Source organism: Novosphingobium sp. DS6-6 (assembly GCF_057784975.1).
In genome coordinates, this window is the sequence record NZ_JBYNTS010000007.1 from 199,255 (window position 1) to 221,020 (window position 21,766).

Sequence of the window (21,766 nt, forward strand, 5' to 3'; positions counted from 1 at the left end):
ATGAGCCGGTTAGAATGGGCCGGTCAGAACGGGATGTCGTCGTCGAGATCGTCGGCAAAGCCGCCGCCGCCCTGGTTCCAGCCGCCCGACGACTGGCCGCCACCGCTGTCGCCGCCGCCGCCACTGCCGCCCCCACTGCCACTGCCACTGCCACCGCGCGCGCCGCCTTCATTCCAGCCGCCGCCACCCGAACGCTGCCCGCCGCCGCCCTGCGGCCCGTCGAGCATGGTGAGATTGCCGCTCATCCCGGCCACCACGATTTCGGTGGTATAGCGGTCGTTACCGCTTTGATCCTGCCACTTGCGGGTGCGCAGCTGCCCTTCGATATAGACCTTGCTGCCCTTGCGCAGGTAACGCTCGGCAACGCCGACGAGCCCTTCGGAACTGATGGCGACATTGTGCCACTCAGTGCGTTCCTTGCGCTCGCCGGTGTTGCGGTCTTTCCAGTTCTCCGAAGTGGCGATGCGCAAGTTGCAGATCTTGCCGCCGTTCTGGAACGACTTCACTTCCGGATCGGCCCCGAGGTTGCCCACCAGAATGACCTTGTTGACGCTGCCTGCCATCGAATCGTGCCTCTTGCCTTACGGACGCGCTTGGTAGCGCATCGCCGATGCATCGGACCAGTCCACTATCACCATCAAAATGGCGTTCACCCCAGGCCGAACGCCAGGGCCGTCCAATAGGTGATTCCGGCAAAGACGTAGGCGAGGCCGAACAGGTAGACGAGCATGAAGCCCGGCCATTTCCACCCGTTGGTTTCGCGGCGGGTGACAGCGATGGTCGACATGCATTGCGGCGCGAACACGAACCAGGCGAGAAACGCGAGCGCGGTGGCCAGGCTCCAGTGATGCTTGAGCTGATCGCCCAATGCGCGGCCCTGCGCGGTTTCGTCGGCGGCATCGACCGCATAGCTGGTGGCGAGCGACGATACCGCCACTTCGCGCGCCGCCATCGAGGGGATCAGGGCCAGGGCAATATCGCGGTTGAAGCCGATCGGCTGCACCACCACGGCAAGACCATTGGCGATCCGCCCGGCGATCGAAGCATCGACCTGGCTCCTGCCCGGTTCCGCGCGGGGAAAATTGAGCAGCAGCCAAAGCACCAAGGTGACCGTAAAGATCATCGTGCCCGCCCGGCGCAGGAACACCCAGGCCCGTTGCCACAGGCCGAGCGCCAGATCCTTTGCGGTGGGCAACTGATACTTGGGCAATTCCATGATGAAGCCCGACGCCGCCCCTTTGGTCACCGTGCGACGCAGCACCAGCGCCACCGCCATCGCGCCGACAATGCCGGCGACATAGAGCCCGAACAGCACGAGACCCTGCAGCCCGACCCCGGGCAGGACGCGGGTATCGGGAATGAACGCCGCGATGATCACTGCATAGACCGGCAGACGCGCCGAGCAGGTCATCAGCGGGGCGATCAGGATCGTGGTCAGCCGATCCCTGGGATCGGCGATGCTGCGCGTGGCCATGATGCCGGGAATGGCGCAGGCAAAGCTGGACAAGAGCGGAATGAAACTGCGCCCGGAAAGACCGACGCCGGCCATCAACCGGTCCATCAGGAACGCCGCGCGGGCCATGTAGCCGGTAGCTTCCATCACCAGGATGAAAAAGAACAGGATAAGGATCTGCGGCAGGAACACGACCACAGCCCCCACACCGCCGATCACGCCGTCGGTCAGCAGATCGCGCAGCAGCGAGGCGGGCAAGTGCGCCCGCGCCAGATCCTGCAAGGCGCCGGCGCCGCCATCGAGCAGGTCCTGAAACGGCTTGGCCCACGAAAAGACCGCCTGGAACACCACGAACAGCAAAGCGAACAGGAATGGCGGCCCGGCCCAGGGATGCAGCAGCACCTTGTCGATCCGCGCATGGATACGATGACGCGCGCTTTCCGAAAGCGTGGCCCCCTGCGCCATCTGGCGAGCGAGCAGCCGCCGTTCGGGCAGCGTGACGTGCGGGCGGGGCGGGGGCACAGTTTGGCTGGCGGCATGATCGCGCGCGGCAGCGATCGCGGCGGCAAGGTCGCCCAGCCCCTTGCGCCGCACGGCCACCGTTTCGATCACCGGCACGCCCAGTTCCGCGGCCAGCGCCGCCGCATCGATCACCAGTCCGTCGCGCCCGGCCAGATCGACCATGTTGAGCGCCACAACGGTGGGCCGGCCCAGTTCCAGCACTTCCTGAGCAAAAACCAGGTGTTGTTCCAGGTTGGACGCATCGAGCACGATCACCAGCACATCGGGGCGGACCTGCCCCGCCTGTTCGCCCATGATGACTTTGCGCGTCACTTCCTCGTCCGGGCTGGTCGCGGCAAAGCCATAGGACCCGGGCAGATCCACCAGTTCCACCGGTTTCCCGCTCGGCAGCAGGAGGCGGCCGGCCTTGCGTTCCACCGTCACGCCGGGATAGTTGGCGATCTTCTGCCGCGCACCGGTCAACGCGTTGAACAGCGCAGACTTTCCAGCATTCGGGTTGCCGACGAGCGCGGCCACGAACGGCCCCCGGCTCATGCGGCGAATTCTTCCACCTGCATCGCGCGGGCATGCATGCGGCGCAGGGCCACGGTCATCCGCCCGATTTCGATCGCCAGCGGATCGCGGCCCAGGAATACGCCGCGATAGGCAAGACGGACCTGCGCGCCTTCGTCGAAACCCAGCGCGCGCAGGCGTTGCGCCTCTTCGGGCACGAGCATGGCCCAATCGACCGAAGCGATTCGGGCGTCGCGGCCCAGCGGGAGTTCATCGAGCGTCACCAATGACCCGCTGCCATAGCGCAAGCGCTTATGCAAGTCGTTCGCAAGTAGATCAGGAGATCGAGGGGAATCGCCTAGCGCGCGGGATAGCGCAGCCGGCCCAGAAGCCGCACCGGGCTGAAACGCTCGCCCTTCTGCCTGAACAGCCCGGCTTTCAGCTTTTCAAAGCGCATCACGCCTTCGATCCGCCGATCCAGGAACGCGCGGGTATCGGCATGATCGTCGCTGCGATCCTCGGCAAAGACGGCCAGCGTGGCGGCATAGAGCGCTGCCAGCGTGGCACGCTTGCTGTAGTGGTTGAGGTCGGTGGCAGTATCGCCCGCCAGGCGCCACATCGCATCGGCGCTTTGCCACCCCAACCTGAGCGCCTGCGCCGTATGACGCGGCCAGGCCATTTCGATCAGCGCCCGGCGCAACGCCTCTTCTATACCCACCAGGGCATCGAGGCGAAACTGCACCAGGCGGCGGATACGCTCGCGAATCGGCAAGCCGGCAAGCTCGGCGGCCGGAAGGGCGCGGGCCATGTCGGCATCGATCCGCGCAATCCAGGCGGCGATCATGGTCATCGCCGCGCCGCTTTCGCCCACGCCATAGGCAAGGCGCGCCACCGCCAGATCGAACCCGACGGCCTGCGCCGCGCTATCCACCGCAGCCGAGGTCCAGCCATCGAACATCGCCGCTTCGGCCACCAGCGGCGCCAGTTCGATGCGCAGTTGATCAAGATCGAGCGTTTCGAGCGTTGCCAGATCGGGCATGGCGATCATGGGTAGTCTCCTGCATCAGCAATCAGAACGTGGGGCCATAGATTTTCGCTGCCTTGCCGCTCTGGCGCTTCTTGGCGGCAGCTTCCAGTTCGTCGGCAATCGACTGGGAATGATCGAGCGCGGCGTAATCGCGCGCGGAACGACCGGAATTGTCGGGCCGATCGGGATTGGCGCCGGCATTGAGCAGCGCGCGCACCAGCGCCAGGTTGCGGCCATGGACCGCAGAGATCAGTGGCGTTTCGCCCGTGTCGCTGGGCTCATCCACCCGCGCGCCCACCGACAGGAGGAAATCGACGCCTTCCAGATAACCGAGGTTGGTGGCTATGACGAGGGGCGTGATCCCCTTGCTGTCGCGCACATTGACGTTGGCCCCCTTGCCCACCAGGAATTTCATCCAGACCGCATCACGCCGCTGCGTCACGATGTGCAGCGCGGTTTCGCCGGTTGAAACGTCCTTGGTGTTGACGATCTGGCTGGCCGGATTCTGCAGCGCCTCGTTCACCTTGTCGCCCTCTTTCTTGCGGACGGCGTCAAGGAATTTGTAGCTTTCCGAAAATTGGGCAAGCGCCGGCGAGGATGGCATGAGCGCGAGGGAGAGGGCCGCGATACATGCCGCAATGGCCGGGGCAAAGGCTGGGCGGCGTGGATTGGGCCACTTGAATGTCACGGGTGCATTCCTCCTCTGGCATGAACGCCATGCAGGGCACGTTGCAGCTAGGCCCTTGCAAGCGCGCTGTTAGCAGAGCATGAACCGCCACGCCATGGATCACCTTTCGTTCTTGCCGAATATTGCCCGCAGGTACCTGGCGGCGCCGGGGTTCGCCTTGTGCCTGTCGGTGGGGTGCCTGTCGCTGGGATGCCTTTCGCTTGGCGCTTGCCGTGCCGATGCCCCCGCTGCCGATGCGCCCGCTTCCGATGCGCCGCTCGCCGGGGCGCAACTGGGCGGTGACTTCACGCTGGTCGATACCGCCGGGAAGACAGTGCGCGCAGCCGACTTTGCCGGAAAGTATACCGTGTTCTATTTCGGCTATACCTATTGCCCGGACGTGTGCCCGCTCGACACGGCCAATCTGATGCAGGGCTATCACGCTTTCGCCAAGGCGCACCCGCAGCCGGCAGCGCGGCTGGTGCCGATTTTCATTTCGGTCGATCCGGCGCGGGATACGCCCCAGGTGCTGGCGCAGTTCACCGGCAATTTCGGCAAGGAGCTGGTAGGGCTGACCGGAACGCCACAGCAGATTGCCGCCGTGGCCAAGGAATTTGCGGTCTATTACCAGAGGCGCGCCGCGCCCCCCGGATCGCCGCCCGAGGCCTATCTGATGGATCACAGCCGCGCCGCCTATTTGATGGGGCCGGACGGCAAGCCGATCGCGCTGCTGCCCGTCGAACAGAACGGCCAGGCCGTGGCAGGCGAACTGGCGCGCTGGGTGCGTTGAGCGTGACCGCGCCCCCACCCCAAGGTTTCGCCCACCGTTTCTGGGACAAGCCCATCGAGACGCTTTCGCGCGACGAATGGGAAGCCCTGTGCGACGGCTGCGGCAAGTGCTGCCTGCACAAGCTGGAAGATGAAGACACCGGCGCAGTCTATCATACCAACGTCGCTTGCCGGCTGCTCGACATCAAGACCGCACGCTGTGCCGATTATCGCCATCGCCGCGCGATGGTGCCCGATTGCCTGCGCCTCACGCCCCGCCTGGTGGCGCAAGTGGCGTGGCTGCCAACCACGTGCGCCTATCGCCTGCGCGCAGCGGGAGAGCCCCTGCCCGATTGGCATTATCTGGAATGCGGCGATCGCGCGGCGGTGCATCGTGCAGGGCTGTCGGTGGTGGGCAAGGCCATCAGCGAAGTGGTGGCAGGGCCGCTGGAAAACCACATCGTCAGCGATCTGGAATGGGACATCGGCCCGGGCGCGGATGTGGTGGGCCGGGATGACGGCGAAGCGGCGCGCCCCGGCCGTCGCGAGCCGGCGGGCTTCCGCCTGCCGTGATCGGCCCGCTGCGCCGCGCTGCCGCACCCGTGGCGGACGCCCCGCCAACGGTAACGATCGCCGGCCGCCATCTCGCCGTTGAAGTGCGCCGCCTGTCGCAAGCGCGGCGAATGACCTTGCGCCTGGCCCCGGACGGCAGCGCCGCGCGCGTTTCCATCCCCACCTGGGCGCGCACGGCCGATGCGCTGGCCTTTGTGCGCGAACGCCACGATTGGCTGGCCGCCCAGCTGGAGCGTGTCCCCCCGCCGACAGAGCTGTCACCCGGAAGCGCCCTGCCGTTTCGCGGCGACCGGCTGGTGATCGCCTGGGACCTGTGCCACCCCCGTCGTCCGGTCGCGGACGACGGCCAACTGGTGGTGGGCGGCCCGCGCGCGCAATTGCCCGGACGCGTGCAGCGCTGGCTGGCGGGCGAAGCGCTGCGGCTGTGCACGCTCGACCTTGCACACTATTGCGCGCGGGCAGAGGTGGCGGTCCCGCCGCTCGCCCTGTCCAGCGCCAGACGCCGCTGGGGCAGTTGCGGTGTCGATGGCGCGATCCGCATCAACTGGCGGCTGATCATGGCGCCTGATGCGGTGCGCCGCGCGGTGGTGGCGCACGAAGTGGCTCACCTTGTCCATTTCAACCACAGCCCGGCGTTCCATGCCCTGCTCGGCCAGCTGTTCGAAGGCAGCGTCGCGGCCACCAACCGCTGGCTCAAGACCGAAGGACGCGGGCTTTACCGGCTGTTCGGCTAGAGCACGCAATGCTCCTCTCCGGCCTGCGGTGAAAAGCGCCGCCGACAAAGATCGCGACTCATTTGCCATCGGCTGCGCCCGTCCCTATCTCAGGCGCGATGAAAGGCTTCTTCCGCAATGTCTCGCCGCGCCGCGCGGCGCTCGATCTCTGGCAGGTGCTCGGCGCGCCGAATGAATTTCGCGGGCGGGCGCTGATCATGGCCGGCCTGGTGACAACCGGCATTTTCTACCTGATGGCCCAACAGGAAGGGCGCGGCCTGCCCAAACCGCCGACGATCATCTATTTCGAATCATGGAAGGCCGACCGCAGCGACAAGGAAATCATCGCCGGCAATATCGCCGCCCAGAACAAAGCCGATGCCGAGGCCGCCGCCGAGGAAGCGCGCCAGGAAGACATCCGCAGGATGTACAAGGCGGTGGGCGCGGCCACCGGCATGGATACGCAGACGATGTACGATCAGGGCACGATCGAACGGATCGCCGCCAAGAAGGCCGAGGCGGAACGGAACGCGGCGCTCTATCGCCAGATCACCGGCAAGCCGGCGCCAACCGCGCCGTCGATCACAGCCGATGATGCCAAACCCTGAGGAAGACCGGCGCTGGCTGGCCGCAGCCGCCGCGCTTTCTCTGCGTGCCCGACCGCTGAGTTCCCCCAACCCCGCCGTGGGCTGCGTGATCGTGCGCGAAGGCCGCGTGATTGCGCGGGGATGGACACAGCCCGGCGGCCGCCCCCATGCCGAGGCGATGGCGCTGGCGGCCGCGAGCAGCGGGATCGGCAGCGGGATCGGTGGCGCCACCGTCTATACCAGCCTCGAGCCTTGCGCCCATGCCTCGGCGCGCGGCCCCTGCTGCGCGGACCTTCTCGCCCAGGCACAGCCGGCGCGCGTGGTGGCCGGCTGCATCGATCCCGACCCGCGCACCGCGGGTGCCGGCCTAGCCCGGCTGCGCGCCGCCGGCATTGCCGCCGATTGCATCCCCTCCCCGCCCTGCGAACGGGCATCGGCCGGGTTTCGTCTGCGCGCCACGGCGGGCCGCCCGCACGTCACGCTCAAACTGGCATTGAGCCTCGATGGCGCGATTGCGCTGCCCAACGGGCAAAGCCGCTGGATCACCGGGCCGCAGGCGCGCGCGCATTGCCACGCCGAACGGGCGCGGGCGGATGCCATTCTGGTGGGCGGCGGCACCTTGCGCGCCGATGCGCCCCGGCTCGACGTGCGCCTTCCCGGGCTGGAAACACGCAGCCCCGCGCGCTGGGTGCTGACGCGCGGCACCGCGCCCGCTGGCTGGCGCGCAATATCCGACATTGTGGCGCCGCATGCCTTCGGCCCGACGCAGTGGCTGTTCGTCGAAGGGGGCGCGGGCGCGGCCGCAACGTTCCTCAAAGCCGATCTGGTCGATCGCCTGCTGCTGTACCGCGCGCCGATCGTGTTGGGGCCGGGGCTGAACGGCGTCGGTCCGCTGGGGCTGGACAACCTTGAGGCCGCACATGGCCGTTGGGATCTCGAACGCGCATGCCGGCTTGGCAGCGATATGCTCACCGTCTACCACCGCCGCCGTTGAAGCGGCGCACGAAGCCGACGCAAAGGGAAAGAACGCGCGATGTTTACCGGGATCGTCACGGAAGTGGGCAATGTGATCGCCATTGTCGACAAAGGCGACAAGCGCGTGACCATCTCCTGCGCGATGGACCCGGCGCGGATCGCCATCGGCGCGTCCATAGCCTGTTCGGGCGTGTGCCTCACCGTGGTGGAAAAAGGCGGCGTCGCGGGCGAAGCCTGGTTCGCTGTGGACGTTTCGGCCGAAACGATCGCGCGCACGGCGCCGGCGCAATGGCAGACGGGCGCTCCGGTAAATCTGGAGCCGGCCATGCGCCTGGGCGATGAACTGGGCGGCCACATCGTGACCGGCCATGTCGATGCCCTTGGCGAAGTGGTCGGCCTGTGCCCCGAAGGCGGCAGCCTGCGCGTGGGCGTGGCCGCGCCCGCGGCGCTGGCGCCCTATATTGCCGCCAAGGGATCGATCACGGTCGACGGCGTGTCGCTGACGGTCAACGACGTGGCCGACCAGGCCGACGGATCGTGCCATTTCGCGCTCAACATCATCCCCCATACGGCTCAGGTCACCACGCTCGGCACGCTGGCCGTCGGGCGCAAAGTCAATCTCGAGATCGATGTGATCGCCCGGTATCTGCACCGCATGCAGAGCCTGGCGCGCCAGGCCTGAACGTTTTCGGCCAGATCCTGGTCAGACGAAATCCATTTCCCGCATCAGCCGCGCGACCAGTTGGGCGGCAGGCAGGCTACGTGCCAGCCGCGCCCCGGTTCCGGCCCATTGTGCGCCAAAGCCATCTTCGCCCCGGGCCATGGCCGCGGCATCCAACGCCTTGCCCGCGGCATAGGCGCGCGGATAATCGGGAACCGGCGGCAGACCTGCAAGGGCGGTGAAACGGTTGGCAAGGCACCGCGCCGGGCGCCCGGATATGGCGCTGGTCATCACCGTTCCTTCAGCCTGCACCAGCGCGGCGCGATAGCCTGGCCGGGCGGCGCTTTCCGGGCAAGCGATGAACGCGGTTCCCAATTGTGCGGCCACGGCCCCGGCGTTCAGCGCGGCAGCGACGCCCGCGCCGTCCATGATGCCGCCCGCGGCCACCACCGGCAGCGGCGTTTCGTTGACAAGCTGACGCACCAGTTCCAGCGTCGGTGTGCACGGATCGGGCGCCTGAGGATCGAACTGGCCGCGATGGCCGCCCGCTTCCCAGCCCTGGGCCACGATCAGGTCCAGCCCCGCCGCAGCGATCGCCCGGGCTTCGTGCGGATTGGTGGCGGTGGCGGCCAGAACGCAACCGGCGCGGCGCAAGGCGGCCACAACGCCCGCCCCGGGCAACCCGAAATGAAAACTGACCATCGGCGGCGCCAGTTCCACCAAGGCAGCCTGCATGGCCCGGTCCTCGGCAAAAGTGCGATAGATCGTTGTCAGCATGGCAGGCGGATCTGCGCCAAATGCTGCGAATTGCGGCGCGAGGGCTGCACACCACGCCGCCTCCCGCGCCGGATCGATGCGCGGCGGGGCATGAACGAAGACGTTTACATTGAAGGCCACCGGCGTTGCCGCCCGCACCGCCGCGATCATCTCGCGCGCGCCGACAGCGTCGGTCGCACCCACCGCGATCGAACCCAGAGCCCCGGCGCTCGATACCGCCGCGGCCAGCGCCGGGGTGGAAACCCCGGCCATCGGTGCCTGGATCAAGGGATAACGCAGCCCGAGATGCTGAAGGCGATCGTGCAGCATCCCGGGTCTGCATGGCCGGCCGTCAGCCCGCGACGGTATCGCGCAGGGCTTCGATGAAGCGTTCGATGTTACCGCTGGTGAGCCCGGCAATGTTGATCCGGCCCGATCCTGCCATGTAGACGCCGTGGCCCTCACGCAAGGCAAGGATCTGCTCGCCCGACAGCGGCAACATCGAAAACAGCCCCTTCTGCATGCCAAGTGGGGCCATGGCGATAGGCCCGATCTGCTGCGCGGCCGCCAGGCGATCGCGCACCCGGCGCATGCGCGCGCGCATTTCGTCAAGCTCTGCCAGCCACTGGGCCGTCAATTCCGCATCGGCCAGCACGAGGCGGACCGCCGCCGCGCCGTGATCGGGCGGCATCGACCAGGATGCGCGGGCAAGGGCAGAACCGTTCGCCATTGCGCGGGTCAGCGCCTCTCTGTCAGGGGTTACGGCATAGAACGCACCGACACGGTCGCGATAGAGGCCGAAGTTCTTGTCGCACGAATAGGCGACCAGCGCTTCGGGCACGGTGGCCAGCACCTTGCGCAGGCCATAGGCGTCGGCCTCCATGCCGTCGCCCAGCCCCTGATAGGCCAGATCGATCAGCGGCAGCGCGCCGCTTGCCGCCAGCAGGGGCGCGATCTCGTCCCACTGGGCGGGGGTGTAATCGACGCCGGTGGGATTGTGACAGCAACCGTGCAGCAGCACCAGATCGCCCGGCCCGGCTTCTTCCAGCGCCGCCCTGAGCGCGGCAAGATCGGCCGTCCCGTCGGCGGCAGTGTGCTTGAACGTCTTGAGTTCAAGGCCCGTGGCCGCAACGATCTGGGCATGGTTGGGCCACGAAGGCGTGCCCATCCACACGCGCTTCACCCCGGCGCGCGCGGCTACCTCGATCGCCAGGCGCACGGCGCCGGTACCCCCCGGCGCCTGCATGCCTTCCACTTTGGCCGTATCGAAATCGGGCCCGAAAACATAAGGGATCAGCGCGTTGACATAGCCCATGTCCCCTTCGGGACCGAGGTAGGACTTGGAGCTTTGGCCCGCAAGAAGCCTCGCTTCGGCCGCCTTGATCGCCTTGAAAACCGGCGTCGCACCCTCCGCCGTGCGATAGACGCCCACGCCAAGATCGATCTTGGTGTCGCGCGGATCGGCATTGTGCAGCTTGATCAGCGCCAGCAAGGCATCGGCCGGTTGCGGAGCCAGGTTTTCGAGCATCGGGTTCTTCTTTCAAGGCTGACTGCAGAGAACGCCGCCCCCATGCCGGGGCCGGCGCCCGGGCGCAAGAGGGTTTGCACCCGCCCAGCCTGAACAGGACCGCCCGATCAAAGCGCCGCGATCAGAACGGCATCCAGTTCTGCTTGCGGCTGAACTTCATGTAGCCGGCATTGACTCCAAGCCGCAGGCCCGCGCCCATGCGCACCGGAATCAGCACGACATCGCCTTTGCGCAGATAGCTGACGTTGAAACCACCCACCAGATAGGCCTGCCCCTCGCCCGCGCCGAAGCGGTGAAACATGTCGGCCGTATCGAACAGGTTATAGACCAGTACGAACGTGTTGGCGGCATTGGCCCCGGCATCGAAACCGACCGAGGGACCGGTCCAGTATACCGGGACGTCGCCCTCGATCTTATGATGCAGCGTGCCAGAGCCATAACGCAGGCCTACCACAAGCGCACCGCCTGCCTCGCGGCCGGTGATATAGCCGATCGGCTGGCCCTGCTTCTTCAGGATGTCGCGGATCATCATGGCCAGGCCCTTGGCGCCTTTGCCGAAAACGCCCTCGGCCGCGCCGATCAGATCGTCCTCGCGCCAGGCCTGCCCGGTGCCGGCGCCGGCGCCTTGTGCATCCGCGGCCGCAGCTCCATCCGGCGGCGCGGACGCGGTGGGAGCGGGCGCCGCATAGGGTGCACCCGCAGGTGGCGGCGCGGCGGGCGCCGGCTGCACCGGGGTTGCGGCCGGGGCGGCCGGCGTCATTCCCGGCTGCGGCGCGAGATCGCTGTCGATCGCCTGATTGGGATCGATCGTCTGCACTTGCGCCCGCGCCGTCGGCACGGCGACCAGCGCCAGCCCGGCAAGGCCGATGGCCAGGCGGTAACCGATGGCATGCTGCTTCATTGTCTTTCCCGTCCCTCTTTCGTCACCACCCGGACATGGCGCCATACGCACGGCGCGACAATCCGCTTGTTTCCTTCGGCTGGAGGTTTCCCCCAAGACAATGAACCAGCGATGAGCCGAATCGAAATTGCGCCCAACAGGGCGCGCCGCGCGCCGCCCGGCAAGCCACGAAAAATCGTGCAACACCGCTTGCCCAGCCCCCCAACCCCGGTTATAGGCCGCCCTCGCCGCTGCGATCCGGAGACGTGGGTGAGTGGCTGAAACCAACGGTTTGCTAAACCGTCGTACTGGTAAATCCGGTACCGAGGGTTCGAATCCCTCCGTCTCCGCCAACAGCCCCTTTCTGGCTGTTTCTTCCCGCTTCAAAATCACACAAAAACAGCGTCTTAGGGCGTCCCCTGTGTTTCCTGCTATTGCAGTCCGATCCGGTTCGTTGCAATCTCGTGTGGGTAAGGATGTGGGGAAGGAAAAATGGGCAATCTCACCGCCAACATTCTCCGGGGATCGCTTGAGCCGGGACGCCATCATGACGGCGATGGGCTGTTCCTGAACGTCACCCCGACCGGGGCCCGTTCATGGATCTGCCGAGTCCAGAAAAATGGCCGCCGCAGGGATATCGGACTCGGCAGCGCGAAGAAAGTGAGTCTCGCCCAGGCCCGGCAGCGGTCAGCCGAAGTCCGCTCGCAGGTGGAGGCAGGAATCGACCCCGTGCTTCAGCGGAAGAAGGCCGAAGGCATCCCGACCTTCCGGGAGGCTGCCGCCGCCGTCTATGCCGAGAACAAAAAGAGCTGGAAGAACAAGAAGCATCGCGGGCAGTGGCTGACCTCGCTTCAGACCTACGCTTTTCCGAAGATTGGCGACGTCGCTGTCAGCGACATCGAGAGTTCGCACGTCCGCGATGTGCTGATCGCAATATGGCTCGAAAAGAACGAGACCGCGCGCCGGGTGCGTCAGCGGATAGGGATGGTGATCGATTGGGCGATCGCGAAGAACTATCGCGCGCACCCCTTGCCGATGAATGCGATCAATAAGTCGCTTCCCAAAGTGCGCAATCGCCAGAATCACCTCGCGGCCTTGCACTATTCCAAGGTGGCAGCTTTCGTCGGGAAACTTCGCGAACGCGAGAGCATCGGGCGCCTCGCTTTCGAGTTCCTGATCCTCACAGCGGCCCGCTCCGGCGAGGTGCGCGGAGCGCTCTGGTCGGAGATCGATCTCACGGAGCGCACATGGACGATTCCTGCCGAGCGCATGAAAGCCGACGTGGAACACATCGTGCCCTTGTCCGACGCCGCGCTGGACGTGTTAAAGCGAGCGCGCGTTCACAAGGAAGATGGCAATGACCTTGTGTTTCCAGGCACCCGCCATGGCAAACCAATGTCTGACATGACCTTGACGAAGATCTGCCGCGACGCCGAGATCGACGCTGTCCCGCACGGTTTCCGCAGCAGCTTTCGTGACTGGGTATCGGAAGAGACCGATTTTGACCGCGACGTTGCCGAGATGGCTCTGGCGCACACAATAGCGAACCCAGTTGAAGCGGCTTATCGGCGCGGAAAACTCTTGCAAAAGCGGCGCAAGTTGATGAATCTTTGGGCTGATTATTGTGTTGTAACGAGGAGCTGAAGCCGGAGGCGCCCTTGGACCAGTCATCGATGGCCACATTCGATTTGCGGACGGGCGAGGAGCGGTTCCCCACACTGTGGGCCGCCCTGATTCAAGAGCACGGTGAAGATCCCCAAAAGACCCCCGAAGCGGTCCTTGGCATCGCATTTCTTGACCGGCTCGATCCTGAGCAAGGCGAGTGGACGTGGCTCTATGTGGGCAAATGGGCCAGTGCTGGTCTGTCGGTAGTAGGCGCCGCCCTCACGATTTTGACGATGATCGGAGACGGCAATCCCGTCTCGTGGCTGTGTCTGGCGGCCCTGAGTGGTGCGGCCGCGTGGGAATGTGACCGGCGGCTGCGCAAACCGAGCCACCGGGAGCTTCAGGCACGCTTGCAAACGTCCGAGCAGCATAAGTGGTTCGTCCGCCTCGAAACCTGCCGGGCAAAGTTCGAAGCGGGCAAAAGCAGCGCCATGCGCCAGCGTGGTGACGGCGCGTCCGTCATCGCGAAGGAAGAATTTGCAGGATTGAACGGCCTGCGATTGATCGTCCGCAGCGGGGCGATTGACGCCCGTGCGAAGGCGCAGGAATTGTTCGTCGAGGTGCCGAGGGCGGTCTTGAACGAGCGGGTGAAATCTCGAGACACCGCCCCAGCGCCGATGCCACAGCCTCACGCTGACGAGCATGACTTGGGCCTCGGCATTGTCCATGTTTCACCGGTTCGCGAAACTGATCACCCCTTTACCGGCATCGCGGAAGGCGCATTCACCAGAGCTCTGAATACGTACGTCGAGGCCGCGCCAAAATCACTGAGCGAGAAGGACCAGTTCCGCTATGTGAACATGGAAACCTGGAAAATCCTTCAGAGGGATCCTTGCCTCCAGACCGGTCAGATCGCCGCCAGGGTCAGGGAAGGTGCCGAGAAGCGCGGTCGTCACATAGACTACACCGACGACGTGCTCGGGAAAATCGTCGGCAGGTCAGCCAGTGGCACCTATGGAGCGTTCAAAGCCTTCCTGATCAAGCAGGGTCTGGTCCGCTAGGTCACATGCTCCGCACGATCCTCGGATCATAGATCCACTTGCGCACCTTGCGGGCGTTGATTGCCGCGATGTCGGGATGGCGCGGGTTGATCAGCACATTGCTCTCCTCGGGCACGATCACCGAGGGGACGCGCAGCAGCAGACTGGTCGCAGCTCTGGCCCAGCGGGTGCCATAGTCAGATGATGTGCGGCTCGCCGGTTCGGCGTCCCACCCCACCGGCGCGGTCGTGTGGTCGATCTCTTCCGCCGCATTCCAGACATCATCCGGGATGACGATCTCGACGAGATAGCGGTTGAGCGGCAGGCCGCCCGAGTTGAGGTGCACGATGGTCTCAAGCGCGGCGAGCGCGCGGTTTGTCGAGGTGTAGACCAGCGGCGCGCCCTTGTCGTTCCAGCGCCCGCCGGTGATTTCCGCTCCCTTGCCGCTGAGATCGTCCGCTTCGTAGTCCTTTGTGTCAGTCGCGATCCGCCAGACCGATACGCTCACGCATAGGCTCCGCTCTGGATGCGGGCGAGCGCCTCGGCGACCATGGCCTGACCCTCCATAGTATCGAGCAGAGCCATCGGCGGGGTCCCGCCAAGCGCGGGCAACGGCTCACGCAGCCAGCGCGACAGCCATTCGGGCGCATCAAAGCCCTTGGGATCGCCAGACTCCGCCACGATCGCCTCGACCTGCCCGATCAGCCGCGCAACGCCGAGCAGGCGCTCACTTTCATCACTGGCGAGCTGCTCGCTCTGGGTGATCTTGCGATTGACCGTCGCGGTCTTCAGCCCGAGCGCCTGATAGAACACCTTCTGCTCGACCCCGAGCGCCTGCACCAGCCGCTTGGCCTCGATGGCGGGAACGCCTTGCCGGATCATCGCAATCCGCGCCTGCGGTGACGCGGCGAAGAGCTCGCGATAGCCGCCGCCTGCCTTGGGCTTTGCAAGTATGCTGCCGCGCGAGGTTCCAGCCTTGGGACGCGCTGTTCTGACGTTGTCGCTATAGGTCGCAGAGGTGGCCATGGTTGCTCCTTTGAGCATTCAGATAGCGCATTTGAGCGCAGAATTCAATGTGCGGACATCACCTAAATGCTGCCCCATGAGCCCCGTCTGAATTCCCAGAAATTCTGAGGAATCCCCAGAAACGGCTTCGTCCGCTCCCCGCCCTGTGAAAGCCTCTGCACGCATTGCGACGTGGAGGAACGGCGATGGAACGCGAGGAAACAAGCACTCTGATGACCACGGACGATCTCGTCCGGCACCTGCGCATGAGCAGGGTCACGATCTGGCGCAAGCGGGCGGCGGGGGGCTTCCCCAAACCTTGTGCACTTGGCGGGCAGTTGCGCTGGAAGCGGCGCGACATTGACGACTGGGTAGCAAAGCTCCCGACGCGTGACCCTGTCGCGCCACCGCCGCCGCCAAGCCCGCGCGATTTCGGGAGGCTCCTGTGATGACGGAGCCAGTTGCCCGGTTGCCGCTTTTCAGCGTCCCGACGCATTCGATCATATTGATCGGAAACGTCGCTTCGCTGACGGTAGTCTGTGATCGACAGATCGCCTGCCCGGCTGACTGCCGTGGTGGAATCTTGCGGATCGGTGATGTCTCCGTCGCGCTCAGCTGCACCCATGCGCAGAACCTGGCGGAAAGGATCCGTGAGGCCATCGATGCGGCCATTCTGGGGACGCTCCCCCTGCCCGTAAAGCCGACAATTCAATGAGTGGGCCAATGAGCGGGCCTCGCAACAAAGGGGGCTGGCCTGGTGGCAGCGTGTTGCGGCGTAATAGCCGCCGCGACCCCCACGGGAAATCCAGACGTTCCCAAGACCTCCAAAGACCAACTTCACATGGCTTGAGTGAGCAAAGTGAATTGCACGCACCACGCTACTGCCTAGCTGCTCCAAGGGAAGCAGAAAGTCCTGGAATTCTGCGGTTCTACGGCCTAGGTAGAACTCTAGGTTGCCCGCAAAAGCTCTGCGGTTTGCGGCTGCGGCGTAGAGCTTGTGCCTACTTCCCTCGTAGAAGCCGGGATTTCCGCCATCTCTCGCCTATTTCAGTGATCTGGGAGCGCGTGCGGTGGCACAGGTAAATGTCGCCTACGAGGACCGGTTGCTCGCCCACCTCGACGCGGTCGCGGAAGGTCGCGGCCTGTCTCGTCCCGACCTGCTGCGCGCCATTGCGGAGGAGGCGGTGCGCGCCGGCGAACAGGGCAGAGCGATGTTCGAGCCGCCGAAACTGCCGATCGACCCCGGCACGGCCGTAACCCTGGCCTTGAAAGTCGAGCAAGTCAGCATCGACCTCGATCGCATCCTGCGCGCGGCGGAGCGACGTGAGAAGAGACTGGTGGAAGCATTCCATGCGACCGACGAAGCTAACCGGGAGGCCATGAACAGGCTCGGCGAAATGCTGGCAGCCCGGTTCGCGCAAGGCGCAACGCCCTTTTCAGAATTGTTGGATGGGCATCTGGAAGCGGTCGAAGACCTGTACAAACAGGTCATGTCGGCGGCAATCTCGCCGGATTGGATCGCCGGGTTCAACGCAAAGCTCGACGTCATCGAAGCCGCTGCGAAGGCGCCGCGCACCGTCAACAGATATGAGATTGCACCAGATTGGCGCATGCCTGCCTGGCAACTCTGCGTCGGCGCCATCACTGCGCTTTTCGCGGCAGCCGTTGTCATCACAACGCTCGCGCGTCTCACCCCAGATGCCTGGATCGCCAATCCGATGGCGCGCGCGATGTACGGCAGCGCTGATCAGGCCATGTGCGAACTCTGGAAGGCCAAGCATGGTGCCAAAGCCTGCCCTGTACTCGTGCCTATGGTGGACAAGCCGAAGCCATGATGTCGCTCGGACCCGTCGCATCTGCCGGTGCCGCCGAGTACTACGCCTCGGACAATTATTATTCGCTGGAGAATGGCACCGATCAGAGCCTTTGGCAGGGACGCGGCGCGCAGGCGCTGGGCCTTGAGGGCAAGGTTGAAACCGCCACCTTCGAGCGCATTCTGGAAGGCAAATTGCCTGACGGCAGTGAAATCAATGCCAGTCGCGGCGAGCACCGCGCCGGCCTCGATCTGACCTTCAGCGCGCCAAAATCGGTCAGCCTCGTCGCGCTCGTCGGCAAGGATCACCGGGTGGTGGAAGCGTTTCGGGCTTCCGTAGCCCAGACGCTCGTGTGGGCGGAAAAGAACCTCGCGCAGGCCCGCGTCTGGCGGGACGGTCGGCAGGTGACCGAAAACACCGGCAACCTTCTCGTCGCCACCTTCACCCATGATGTCAGCCGCCAACTGGACCCGCAACTGCACGTCCACGCGGTGGTGGCCGGTGCAACGCTGGCCAGCGACGGCAAATGGCATGCGCTCAAGAATGACGAGATCTACCAGCATCAGCGCACCCTCGGTGCCGTGCACAACGCCTATCTGCGCGAGGGCTTGGAGAAACTCGGCTACGAACTCGTGCCGGGCAACAATCCCGTGCTGGGAGAGTTCGAGATCGCAGGCATCTCGCGCGCCCAGATCGAGGCCTTCTCGGAACGCCGCGCGCAGATCCTCGCCGCGCTGGACAAGGATGGTCGCTCCTCCCCGCGAGAACGGGAAATCGCCGCCCTGGCGACGCGGCGGGACAAGGAACCCGCGATGGATCGTGACGAGCGCGGAAAGGTATGGGCTGAGAAGGCGGCGCAGGTGGGGCTCAATCTGCAGCCGATCATTGCGGCGGCGATTGAGCTGTCGGCGCGCGGAGAAACATTCTGGTCGCGGATGGTTGAGGGGGTTCGCGGCATCCATGCAAAAGGGCTGGAGGTGGCCGCGGCAATGGGCCTGACCCCGCGCTCTGGGGATGCGCTGGTGCCGGAGCGCAAGGGGGCCCTCGTTCCGCAGGCCTTCGCGGCGGCGCAAGCCGTGGCCTCTGCCATACGCGATCTCGGCGAGAACGAAGCCGGGTTCAGCCGCCTCGATCTTGTGCGTGCGGCTCTCGAACGTCGCGGCCCGATCAATGCCGATCTCGTGGAGGCGCGCATCGCGCAATTGCAGGACAAAGGCCTGCTGCTCGGCAATGAGCGGATGGTAACGCCTGCCAGCATGCTGGCGCTGGAGCAACGCGCCGCGCATGAGATCGCCGCAGGGCATGGAGCGGTTGGAGCACTCGCCGACCGGCCGGCAGCCGCGTTGCGCGCTCAGCAAGCGGCGGCGAACCTCGGCATGCGGCCGCTCAACACGGGGCAGCTACGCGCCGCTGTTGACGTTCTTGCGACCAATGACCGAGTCCATCTGGTGCAAGGCGGGGCTGGCACAGGCAAATCGGCGGCGCTGGTGCCGGTCGCGGCGCTCCTGCGCGAAGAGGGCACACAGGTGCATGCGCTGGCGATTGCCACCCGCACGGCGCGTGATTTCGGCGAAAAGCTTGGCGTCGAAGGCAAATCGGTCGCCGCATTCCTCGCACGGCACCGTCCGGTGCTGGATGGCACCGCCAGTCCGGAGCAAGCCGCGAACACGGCAAGGGAGCTGCGCGGCGCTTGGATCATGGTCGACGAAACCTCACTGGTCGGCACCGAGCAATTCGAAAAGCTGGTCCGCCTCGCCAATCTCGCGGGAGCCGAGCGGCTAGTGATGATCGGTGACACAAAGCAATTGCAAGCGATTGCGGCCGGCAAGCCCTTCGAGCAAGCGCAGGAGCGCGGCACTCCGACCTCGCCCGTTACCGAAAACCTTCGCGCTGCCTCGCCTCAGATGAAGGAAGTTGCTGCGGCACTTGAGCGCGAGGATCTGCCAGGCGCCTTCGCCGCCCTCAAGGATCGCACGCTCGAACTACCGCGCCTTGAAGGTGTTGAAACCGCTGCAGCGATTTGGGTCAGCCGGTCACCGGAGGAGCGCGAGCAGACGCTGCTTCTCACCTTGAGCCGTGCCATGCGCAGTGCGCTCAACACCGCGGTGCAGGAACAACGCGCCGACAAGGGCGAGCTCGGCAAGCAGGCTCATGTGCAGACTGTCCTCGATCGGGTGACGATCACCAGGGAAGGCGCCCGCCAGATACGGGCCTACCGTGAGGGACACATCGTCAACTTCAACAGCAACCTGCGCGCCCAGAACATTGCACGAGGCGAGCGCGGCCGCGTGCTCGGCCATGATGGCGATCGGGTCAGGCTCGAGATGCAGGATGGCCGGGTGCAGACTTTCACCCCGGGGCGTCTACCCCATAACCTGCCGCACGATGCCGTGTCGGTCTTTGCCGAAAAGCGCATTGCACTGCACGCGGGCGATCCGATCCGCTGGACTACCAATGATCATGCGCGCGGCCTCGCCAATAGTGACGTGGCCAAGGTCGACAGCGTCGGCCAACACGGCATTACCGTATCCACCAAGGGTGGTGAGGCGATCGACCTCAAGCACGGCGACCCGATGCTGGAACGGCTCGACCTCGCCTACACGGTCAACGCCCACATTGCGCAGGGCATGACCGCGAAGGATGGCATCATGGTGCTGAGCGAGAGCGAGCGGCTGCTGAACAGCACGCGCTCATTCCTCGTCGCCGCGACGAGATTCACGGGCGACGCCATCCTGATCGTCGACGACGCGCACAAGATCGAGCGCGATGTGGCGCGCAACCCCGGCGACAAGACCAGCGCCATCGAAATTGCGCGCGGGCAAGCGGTTGCGAACGAACCGGATAAGCGCGATCCCGTTATGACGGACGAGCTACGGCGACTTGGTGCGGCGCTCGGGCCCGAGTTTGTATGGGCGGTCCTGACCAACAAGGAGCGCGAACTCACGCTGGAAAAAGGTCTGGACCGCAGCGAACCCGGACGCGGATCGGGTGGGCGTGAGCTGGACCGCGAGCGCGATATGGAGCGGGGGCGGTGAGAACGTCTTTCCCGATGATCCCACATGCTTTGAGCAGCATGGGCGCGAACCAGTCCCGTGCCTGTCGACACCCTTCTTGCTTCCAGACATTGGCTTAGCTATATACTTAGCCAAGGAGTAGTCCCATGGCTCAGTTCTCGGTTCACGATGCCAAGACAAACCTGTCCCGCCTGATCGCCGATGCTCTGGCGGGCGGTGAAGTCGTTATCGCACGCGGCAATGTGCCGGCCGTGCGTCTGGTGCCGGTGAACCCGCGCGGCAAACGCCGCTTCGGCGCGCTCAAGGGCAAGATCACGGTCGACACCCGGTTCGATGAGCCGCTGCCCAACGATGAGCTTGAAGGGTGGGGCCTCGCTTGAGGCTTCTGCTCGATACCCACGCGCTGATCTGGTGGCTGGCGGGTGACGAAGCTCTCAGCCGCCGCGCCCGCGATGCCATCGCCGATGAGGCCAACGAGATCATTGTCAGCGCCGCCTCGGCGATGGAGATCGCCACCAAATTCCGGATCGGCAAGCTGCCCGGCGCGGCGGTGCTGGCACAGGACTTCGAGGCGATCATCGCCGAACAGGGCTTCGGCGAACTGCCGATCAGCGTCCACCATGCGAGGCTCGCGGGCGAGATGAACATCGCCCACAAGGACCCGTTCGATCGTCTGCTGATCGCTCAGGCGCAGGCGGAAGACATGGTGCTGGTATCGAATGAGGCGCTGTTTGACGGGTTTGCCATCAAGCGGCTGTGGTGACCTCCGCATCAGGATCTGCCCCTGATTGGCTTGGCCAAGGGCCGGGCGGTGAACGCCACGATCAGGTCGTCCGCAGCTTGGTTCACGTCAGCTGAGGCACTATACTGAGCGAGAAGCAGCGGAGCATTGCGATGTCGATCCAAGCCTACACAGAGAATGGCACCTTTGCCCCGCGCAAGATTGCCGCAGCGCTGCGCACCACCAGCGATGAACTCGCCAGCACGCTCGGCCTCGGCAAGGACGCCATCCAGCGCAAGGACCGGATCACCTCCGCCCGCACCCAGCGCCGCATCCGCCATATGGTCGAGGTGCTTGGCAAGGTCGAGCCCCGCCTTGGTTCACCCCTGCTGGCCTATGCCTGGTACCGCTCAGAACCGCTGCCGGGTTTCTCCGGCCAAACCGCGATGCATCTGGTCCAGAGCAACCGGGCGGGCGAGGTGTTGATCTATATCGACGCGGTCGACGCTGGCATTCACGCCTAGCATCCAGCCATCGGGTTTGATGATCGTCTGTGAACACCAAGTCAGTTTGATGTAGGCAAAACCTTGTTCCATGATCATCAATCGCAGCACGCGGATCGCCCACCTGCCTATGATGAGCTACTGGGCTGCTGCGCGAATTAGTTCCAGCATCGGGACGCGCGCCGGCAACGTTTGTCTTTTCCGAGCTGCTCAACATTGCCGAAGGGCGGGAGGTTTTTTGACCACCAGCGCTGGTCCGGAAATCTTGCCAATCTGGCAGATATCGCCATTCTTGGCTGCGAAAGGAGAATGCGCCATGCCAGCGGCTCCAAGCCAACACCCTAGAGCAGATTCCGATCACTCTGGCTCATAACCTGCTGCGATAAAGTAATTTGTGCATTCGTGGGGTGTGAAGCGTGGCAGCGCATCGCGAATGGCATCCCAGAGTTCGGGGACAGTCCG

Annotated in this window: 25 protein-coding genes, 1 tRNA gene and 1 pseudogene; 16 read left to right on the forward strand and 11 right to left on the reverse strand. The window is 65.1% G+C overall.

Features of this window, described 5'->3' with window-relative positions; genetic code table 11:
- Positions 1-23: 23 nt before the first annotated feature.
- The 5 genes from ssb to AC3EDY_RS10820 form a co-directional block, all read right to left on the reverse strand.
- Positions 24-563 (reverse strand): single-stranded DNA-binding protein, encoded by a 540-nt coding sequence (ssb, locus tag AC3EDY_RS10800; protein ID WP_488572502.1) that lies wholly within the window; start codon positions 561-563, stop codon positions 24-26.
- An 86-nt stretch (positions 564-649) separates the two neighbouring features.
- Positions 650-2,509, reverse strand: coding sequence for a ferrous iron transporter B (gene feoB / locus AC3EDY_RS10805; protein ID WP_488572503.1), 1,860 nt, complete (start codon positions 2,507-2,509; stop codon positions 650-652).
- Positions 2,506-2,751: a FeoA family protein gene (locus tag AC3EDY_RS10810; RefSeq protein WP_488572529.1), complete on the reverse strand. Its 246-nt coding sequence runs from the start codon at positions 2,749-2,751 to the stop codon at positions 2,506-2,508. Before AC3EDY_RS10810 ends, feoB begins: the two co-directional genes overlap by 4 nt.
- Positions 2,752-2,825: 74 nt before the next feature.
- Positions 2,826-3,515 (reverse strand): COQ9 family protein, encoded by a 690-nt coding sequence (locus AC3EDY_RS10815; RefSeq protein WP_488572504.1) that lies wholly within the window; start codon positions 3,513-3,515, stop codon positions 2,826-2,828.
- A 22-nt stretch (positions 3,516-3,537) separates the two neighbouring features.
- Positions 3,538-4,098, reverse strand: a complete 561-nt coding sequence (locus AC3EDY_RS10820; protein WP_488572505.1) for an ankyrin repeat domain-containing protein — start codon at positions 4,096-4,098, stop codon at positions 3,538-3,540.
- Positions 4,099-4,261: 163 nt separating this feature from the next.
- Between AC3EDY_RS10820 and AC3EDY_RS10825 the strand changes: the two genes are divergently transcribed.
- The 6 genes from AC3EDY_RS10825 to AC3EDY_RS10850 all read left to right on the forward strand — a co-directional run bounded on the left by AC3EDY_RS10825 (position 4,262) and on the right by AC3EDY_RS10850 (position 8,459).
- Complete coding sequence (locus AC3EDY_RS10825) at positions 4,262-4,951, forward strand: SCO family protein (protein WP_488572506.1); 690 nt, start codon at positions 4,262-4,264, stop codon at positions 4,949-4,951.
- The gene (locus AC3EDY_RS10830; RefSeq protein ID WP_488572507.1) at positions 4,948-5,502 is read left to right on the forward strand and encodes a YcgN family cysteine cluster protein; all 555 of its coding nucleotides are present in this window, start codon (positions 4,948-4,950) and stop codon (positions 5,500-5,502) included. Before AC3EDY_RS10825 ends, AC3EDY_RS10830 begins: the two co-directional genes overlap by 4 nt.
- Positions 5,499-6,236, forward strand: a complete 738-nt coding sequence (locus AC3EDY_RS10835; protein WP_488572508.1) for a M48 family metallopeptidase — start codon at positions 5,499-5,501, stop codon at positions 6,234-6,236. Before AC3EDY_RS10830 ends, AC3EDY_RS10835 begins: the two co-directional genes overlap by 4 nt.
- 98 nt (positions 6,237-6,334) lie before the next feature.
- Complete coding sequence (locus AC3EDY_RS10840) at positions 6,335-6,823, forward strand: hypothetical protein (protein ID WP_488572509.1); 489 nt, start codon at positions 6,335-6,337, stop codon at positions 6,821-6,823.
- On the forward strand, positions 6,807-7,796 hold the full coding sequence (ribD, locus tag AC3EDY_RS10845; RefSeq protein ID WP_488572510.1) for a bifunctional diaminohydroxyphosphoribosylaminopyrimidine deaminase/5-amino-6-(5-phosphoribosylamino)uracil reductase RibD: 990 nt from the start codon (positions 6,807-6,809) through the stop codon (positions 7,794-7,796). The genes AC3EDY_RS10840 and ribD overlap by 17 nt, the downstream gene beginning before the upstream one ends.
- Before the next feature lie 39 nt (positions 7,797-7,835).
- Complete coding sequence (locus AC3EDY_RS10850; RefSeq protein WP_488572511.1) at positions 7,836-8,459, forward strand: riboflavin synthase; 624 nt, start codon at positions 7,836-7,838, stop codon at positions 8,457-8,459.
- Between the two features lie 21 nt (positions 8,460-8,480).
- Here AC3EDY_RS10850 and AC3EDY_RS10855 read toward each other — a convergent pair whose 3' ends face one another.
- The 3 genes from AC3EDY_RS10855 to AC3EDY_RS10865 all read right to left on the reverse strand — a co-directional run bounded on the left by AC3EDY_RS10855 (position 8,481) and on the right by AC3EDY_RS10865 (position 11,623).
- Positions 8,481-9,524 carry an NAD(P)H-dependent flavin oxidoreductase gene (locus AC3EDY_RS10855; protein ID WP_488572512.1) on the reverse strand — a complete coding sequence of 348 codons (1,044 nt, stop codon included), beginning with the start codon at positions 9,522-9,524 and terminating at the stop codon, positions 8,481-8,483.
- 22 nt (positions 9,525-9,546) lie between these two features.
- The gene (locus AC3EDY_RS10860) at positions 9,547-10,722 is read right to left on the reverse strand and encodes an amino acid aminotransferase (protein WP_488572513.1); all 1,176 of its coding nucleotides are present in this window, start codon (positions 10,720-10,722) and stop codon (positions 9,547-9,549) included.
- Between the two features lie 121 nt (positions 10,723-10,843).
- On the reverse strand, positions 10,844-11,623 hold the full coding sequence (locus tag AC3EDY_RS10865) for a DUF1134 domain-containing protein (protein WP_488572514.1): 780 nt from the start codon (positions 11,621-11,623) through the stop codon (positions 10,844-10,846).
- A 239-nt stretch (positions 11,624-11,862) separates the two neighbouring features.
- On the opposite strand from AC3EDY_RS10865, the gene AC3EDY_RS10870 reads away from it, so the two are divergent.
- The 3 genes from AC3EDY_RS10870 (at position 11,863) to AC3EDY_RS10880 (ending at position 14,268) form a co-directional block, all read left to right on the forward strand.
- Positions 11,863-11,955, forward strand: a tRNA-Ser gene (locus AC3EDY_RS10870).
- Between the two features lie 139 nt (positions 11,956-12,094).
- Positions 12,095-13,246 carry a tyrosine-type recombinase/integrase gene (locus AC3EDY_RS10875; protein ID WP_488572515.1) on the forward strand — a complete coding sequence of 384 codons (1,152 nt, stop codon included), beginning with the start codon at positions 12,095-12,097 and terminating at the stop codon, positions 13,244-13,246.
- 29 nt (positions 13,247-13,275) lie between these two features.
- A complete protein-coding gene (locus tag AC3EDY_RS10880; protein ID WP_488572516.1) occupies positions 13,276-14,268 on the forward strand; it encodes a hypothetical protein in 993 nt (330 codons plus the stop codon).
- Between the two features lies 1 nt (position 14,269).
- Here AC3EDY_RS10880 and AC3EDY_RS10885 read toward each other — a convergent pair whose 3' ends face one another.
- Both AC3EDY_RS10885 and parS read right to left on the reverse strand, forming a co-directional pair.
- Positions 14,270-14,755 (reverse strand): RES family NAD+ phosphorylase, encoded by a 486-nt coding sequence (locus tag AC3EDY_RS10885; RefSeq protein ID WP_483660878.1) that lies wholly within the window; start codon positions 14,753-14,755, stop codon positions 14,270-14,272.
- A complete protein-coding gene (gene parS / locus AC3EDY_RS10890; protein ID WP_483660875.1) occupies positions 14,752-15,273 on the reverse strand; it encodes a type II RES/Xre toxin-antitoxin system antitoxin in 522 nt (173 codons plus the stop codon). The genes AC3EDY_RS10885 and parS overlap by 4 nt, the downstream gene beginning before the upstream one ends.
- A 185-nt stretch (positions 15,274-15,458) precedes the next feature.
- Between parS and AC3EDY_RS10895 the strand changes: the two genes are divergently transcribed.
- The 7 genes from AC3EDY_RS10895 (at position 15,459) to AC3EDY_RS10925 (ending at position 21,325) form a co-directional block, all read left to right on the forward strand.
- Entirely contained in the window at positions 15,459-15,701 is a 243-nt protein-coding gene (locus tag AC3EDY_RS10895) for a helix-turn-helix transcriptional regulator (RefSeq protein ID WP_488572517.1), read from the forward strand.
- The gene (locus AC3EDY_RS10900) at positions 15,701-15,967 is read left to right on the forward strand and encodes a hypothetical protein (protein ID WP_488572518.1); all 267 of its coding nucleotides are present in this window, start codon (positions 15,701-15,703) and stop codon (positions 15,965-15,967) included. Before AC3EDY_RS10895 ends, AC3EDY_RS10900 begins: the two co-directional genes overlap by 1 nt.
- A 355-nt stretch (positions 15,968-16,322) precedes the next feature.
- On the forward strand, positions 16,323-17,087 hold the full coding sequence (locus AC3EDY_RS10905) for a hypothetical protein (RefSeq protein ID WP_488572519.1): 765 nt from the start codon (positions 16,323-16,325) through the stop codon (positions 17,085-17,087).
- Complete coding sequence (gene mobF, locus AC3EDY_RS10910) at positions 17,084-20,101, forward strand: MobF family relaxase (protein WP_488572520.1); 3,018 nt, start codon at positions 17,084-17,086, stop codon at positions 20,099-20,101. The genes AC3EDY_RS10905 and mobF overlap by 4 nt, the downstream gene beginning before the upstream one ends.
- A 125-nt stretch (positions 20,102-20,226) precedes the next feature.
- Positions 20,227-20,460 (forward strand): type II toxin-antitoxin system Phd/YefM family antitoxin, encoded by a 234-nt coding sequence (locus AC3EDY_RS10915; RefSeq protein WP_488572521.1) that lies wholly within the window; start codon positions 20,227-20,229, stop codon positions 20,458-20,460.
- A complete protein-coding gene (locus AC3EDY_RS10920; RefSeq protein WP_488572522.1) occupies positions 20,457-20,843 on the forward strand; it encodes a type II toxin-antitoxin system VapC family toxin in 387 nt (128 codons plus the stop codon). Before AC3EDY_RS10915 ends, AC3EDY_RS10920 begins: the two co-directional genes overlap by 4 nt.
- A 131-nt stretch (positions 20,844-20,974) precedes the next feature.
- Positions 20,975-21,325 carry a hypothetical protein gene (locus AC3EDY_RS10925; RefSeq protein WP_488572523.1) on the forward strand — a complete coding sequence of 117 codons (351 nt, stop codon included), beginning with the start codon at positions 20,975-20,977 and terminating at the stop codon, positions 21,323-21,325.
- A 336-nt stretch (positions 21,326-21,661) separates the two neighbouring features.
- On the opposite strand, the pseudogene AC3EDY_RS10930 reads toward AC3EDY_RS10925, so the two are convergent.
- A pseudogene (locus AC3EDY_RS10930) lies at positions 21,662-21,766 on the reverse strand (IS630 family transposase); the annotation flags it as partial.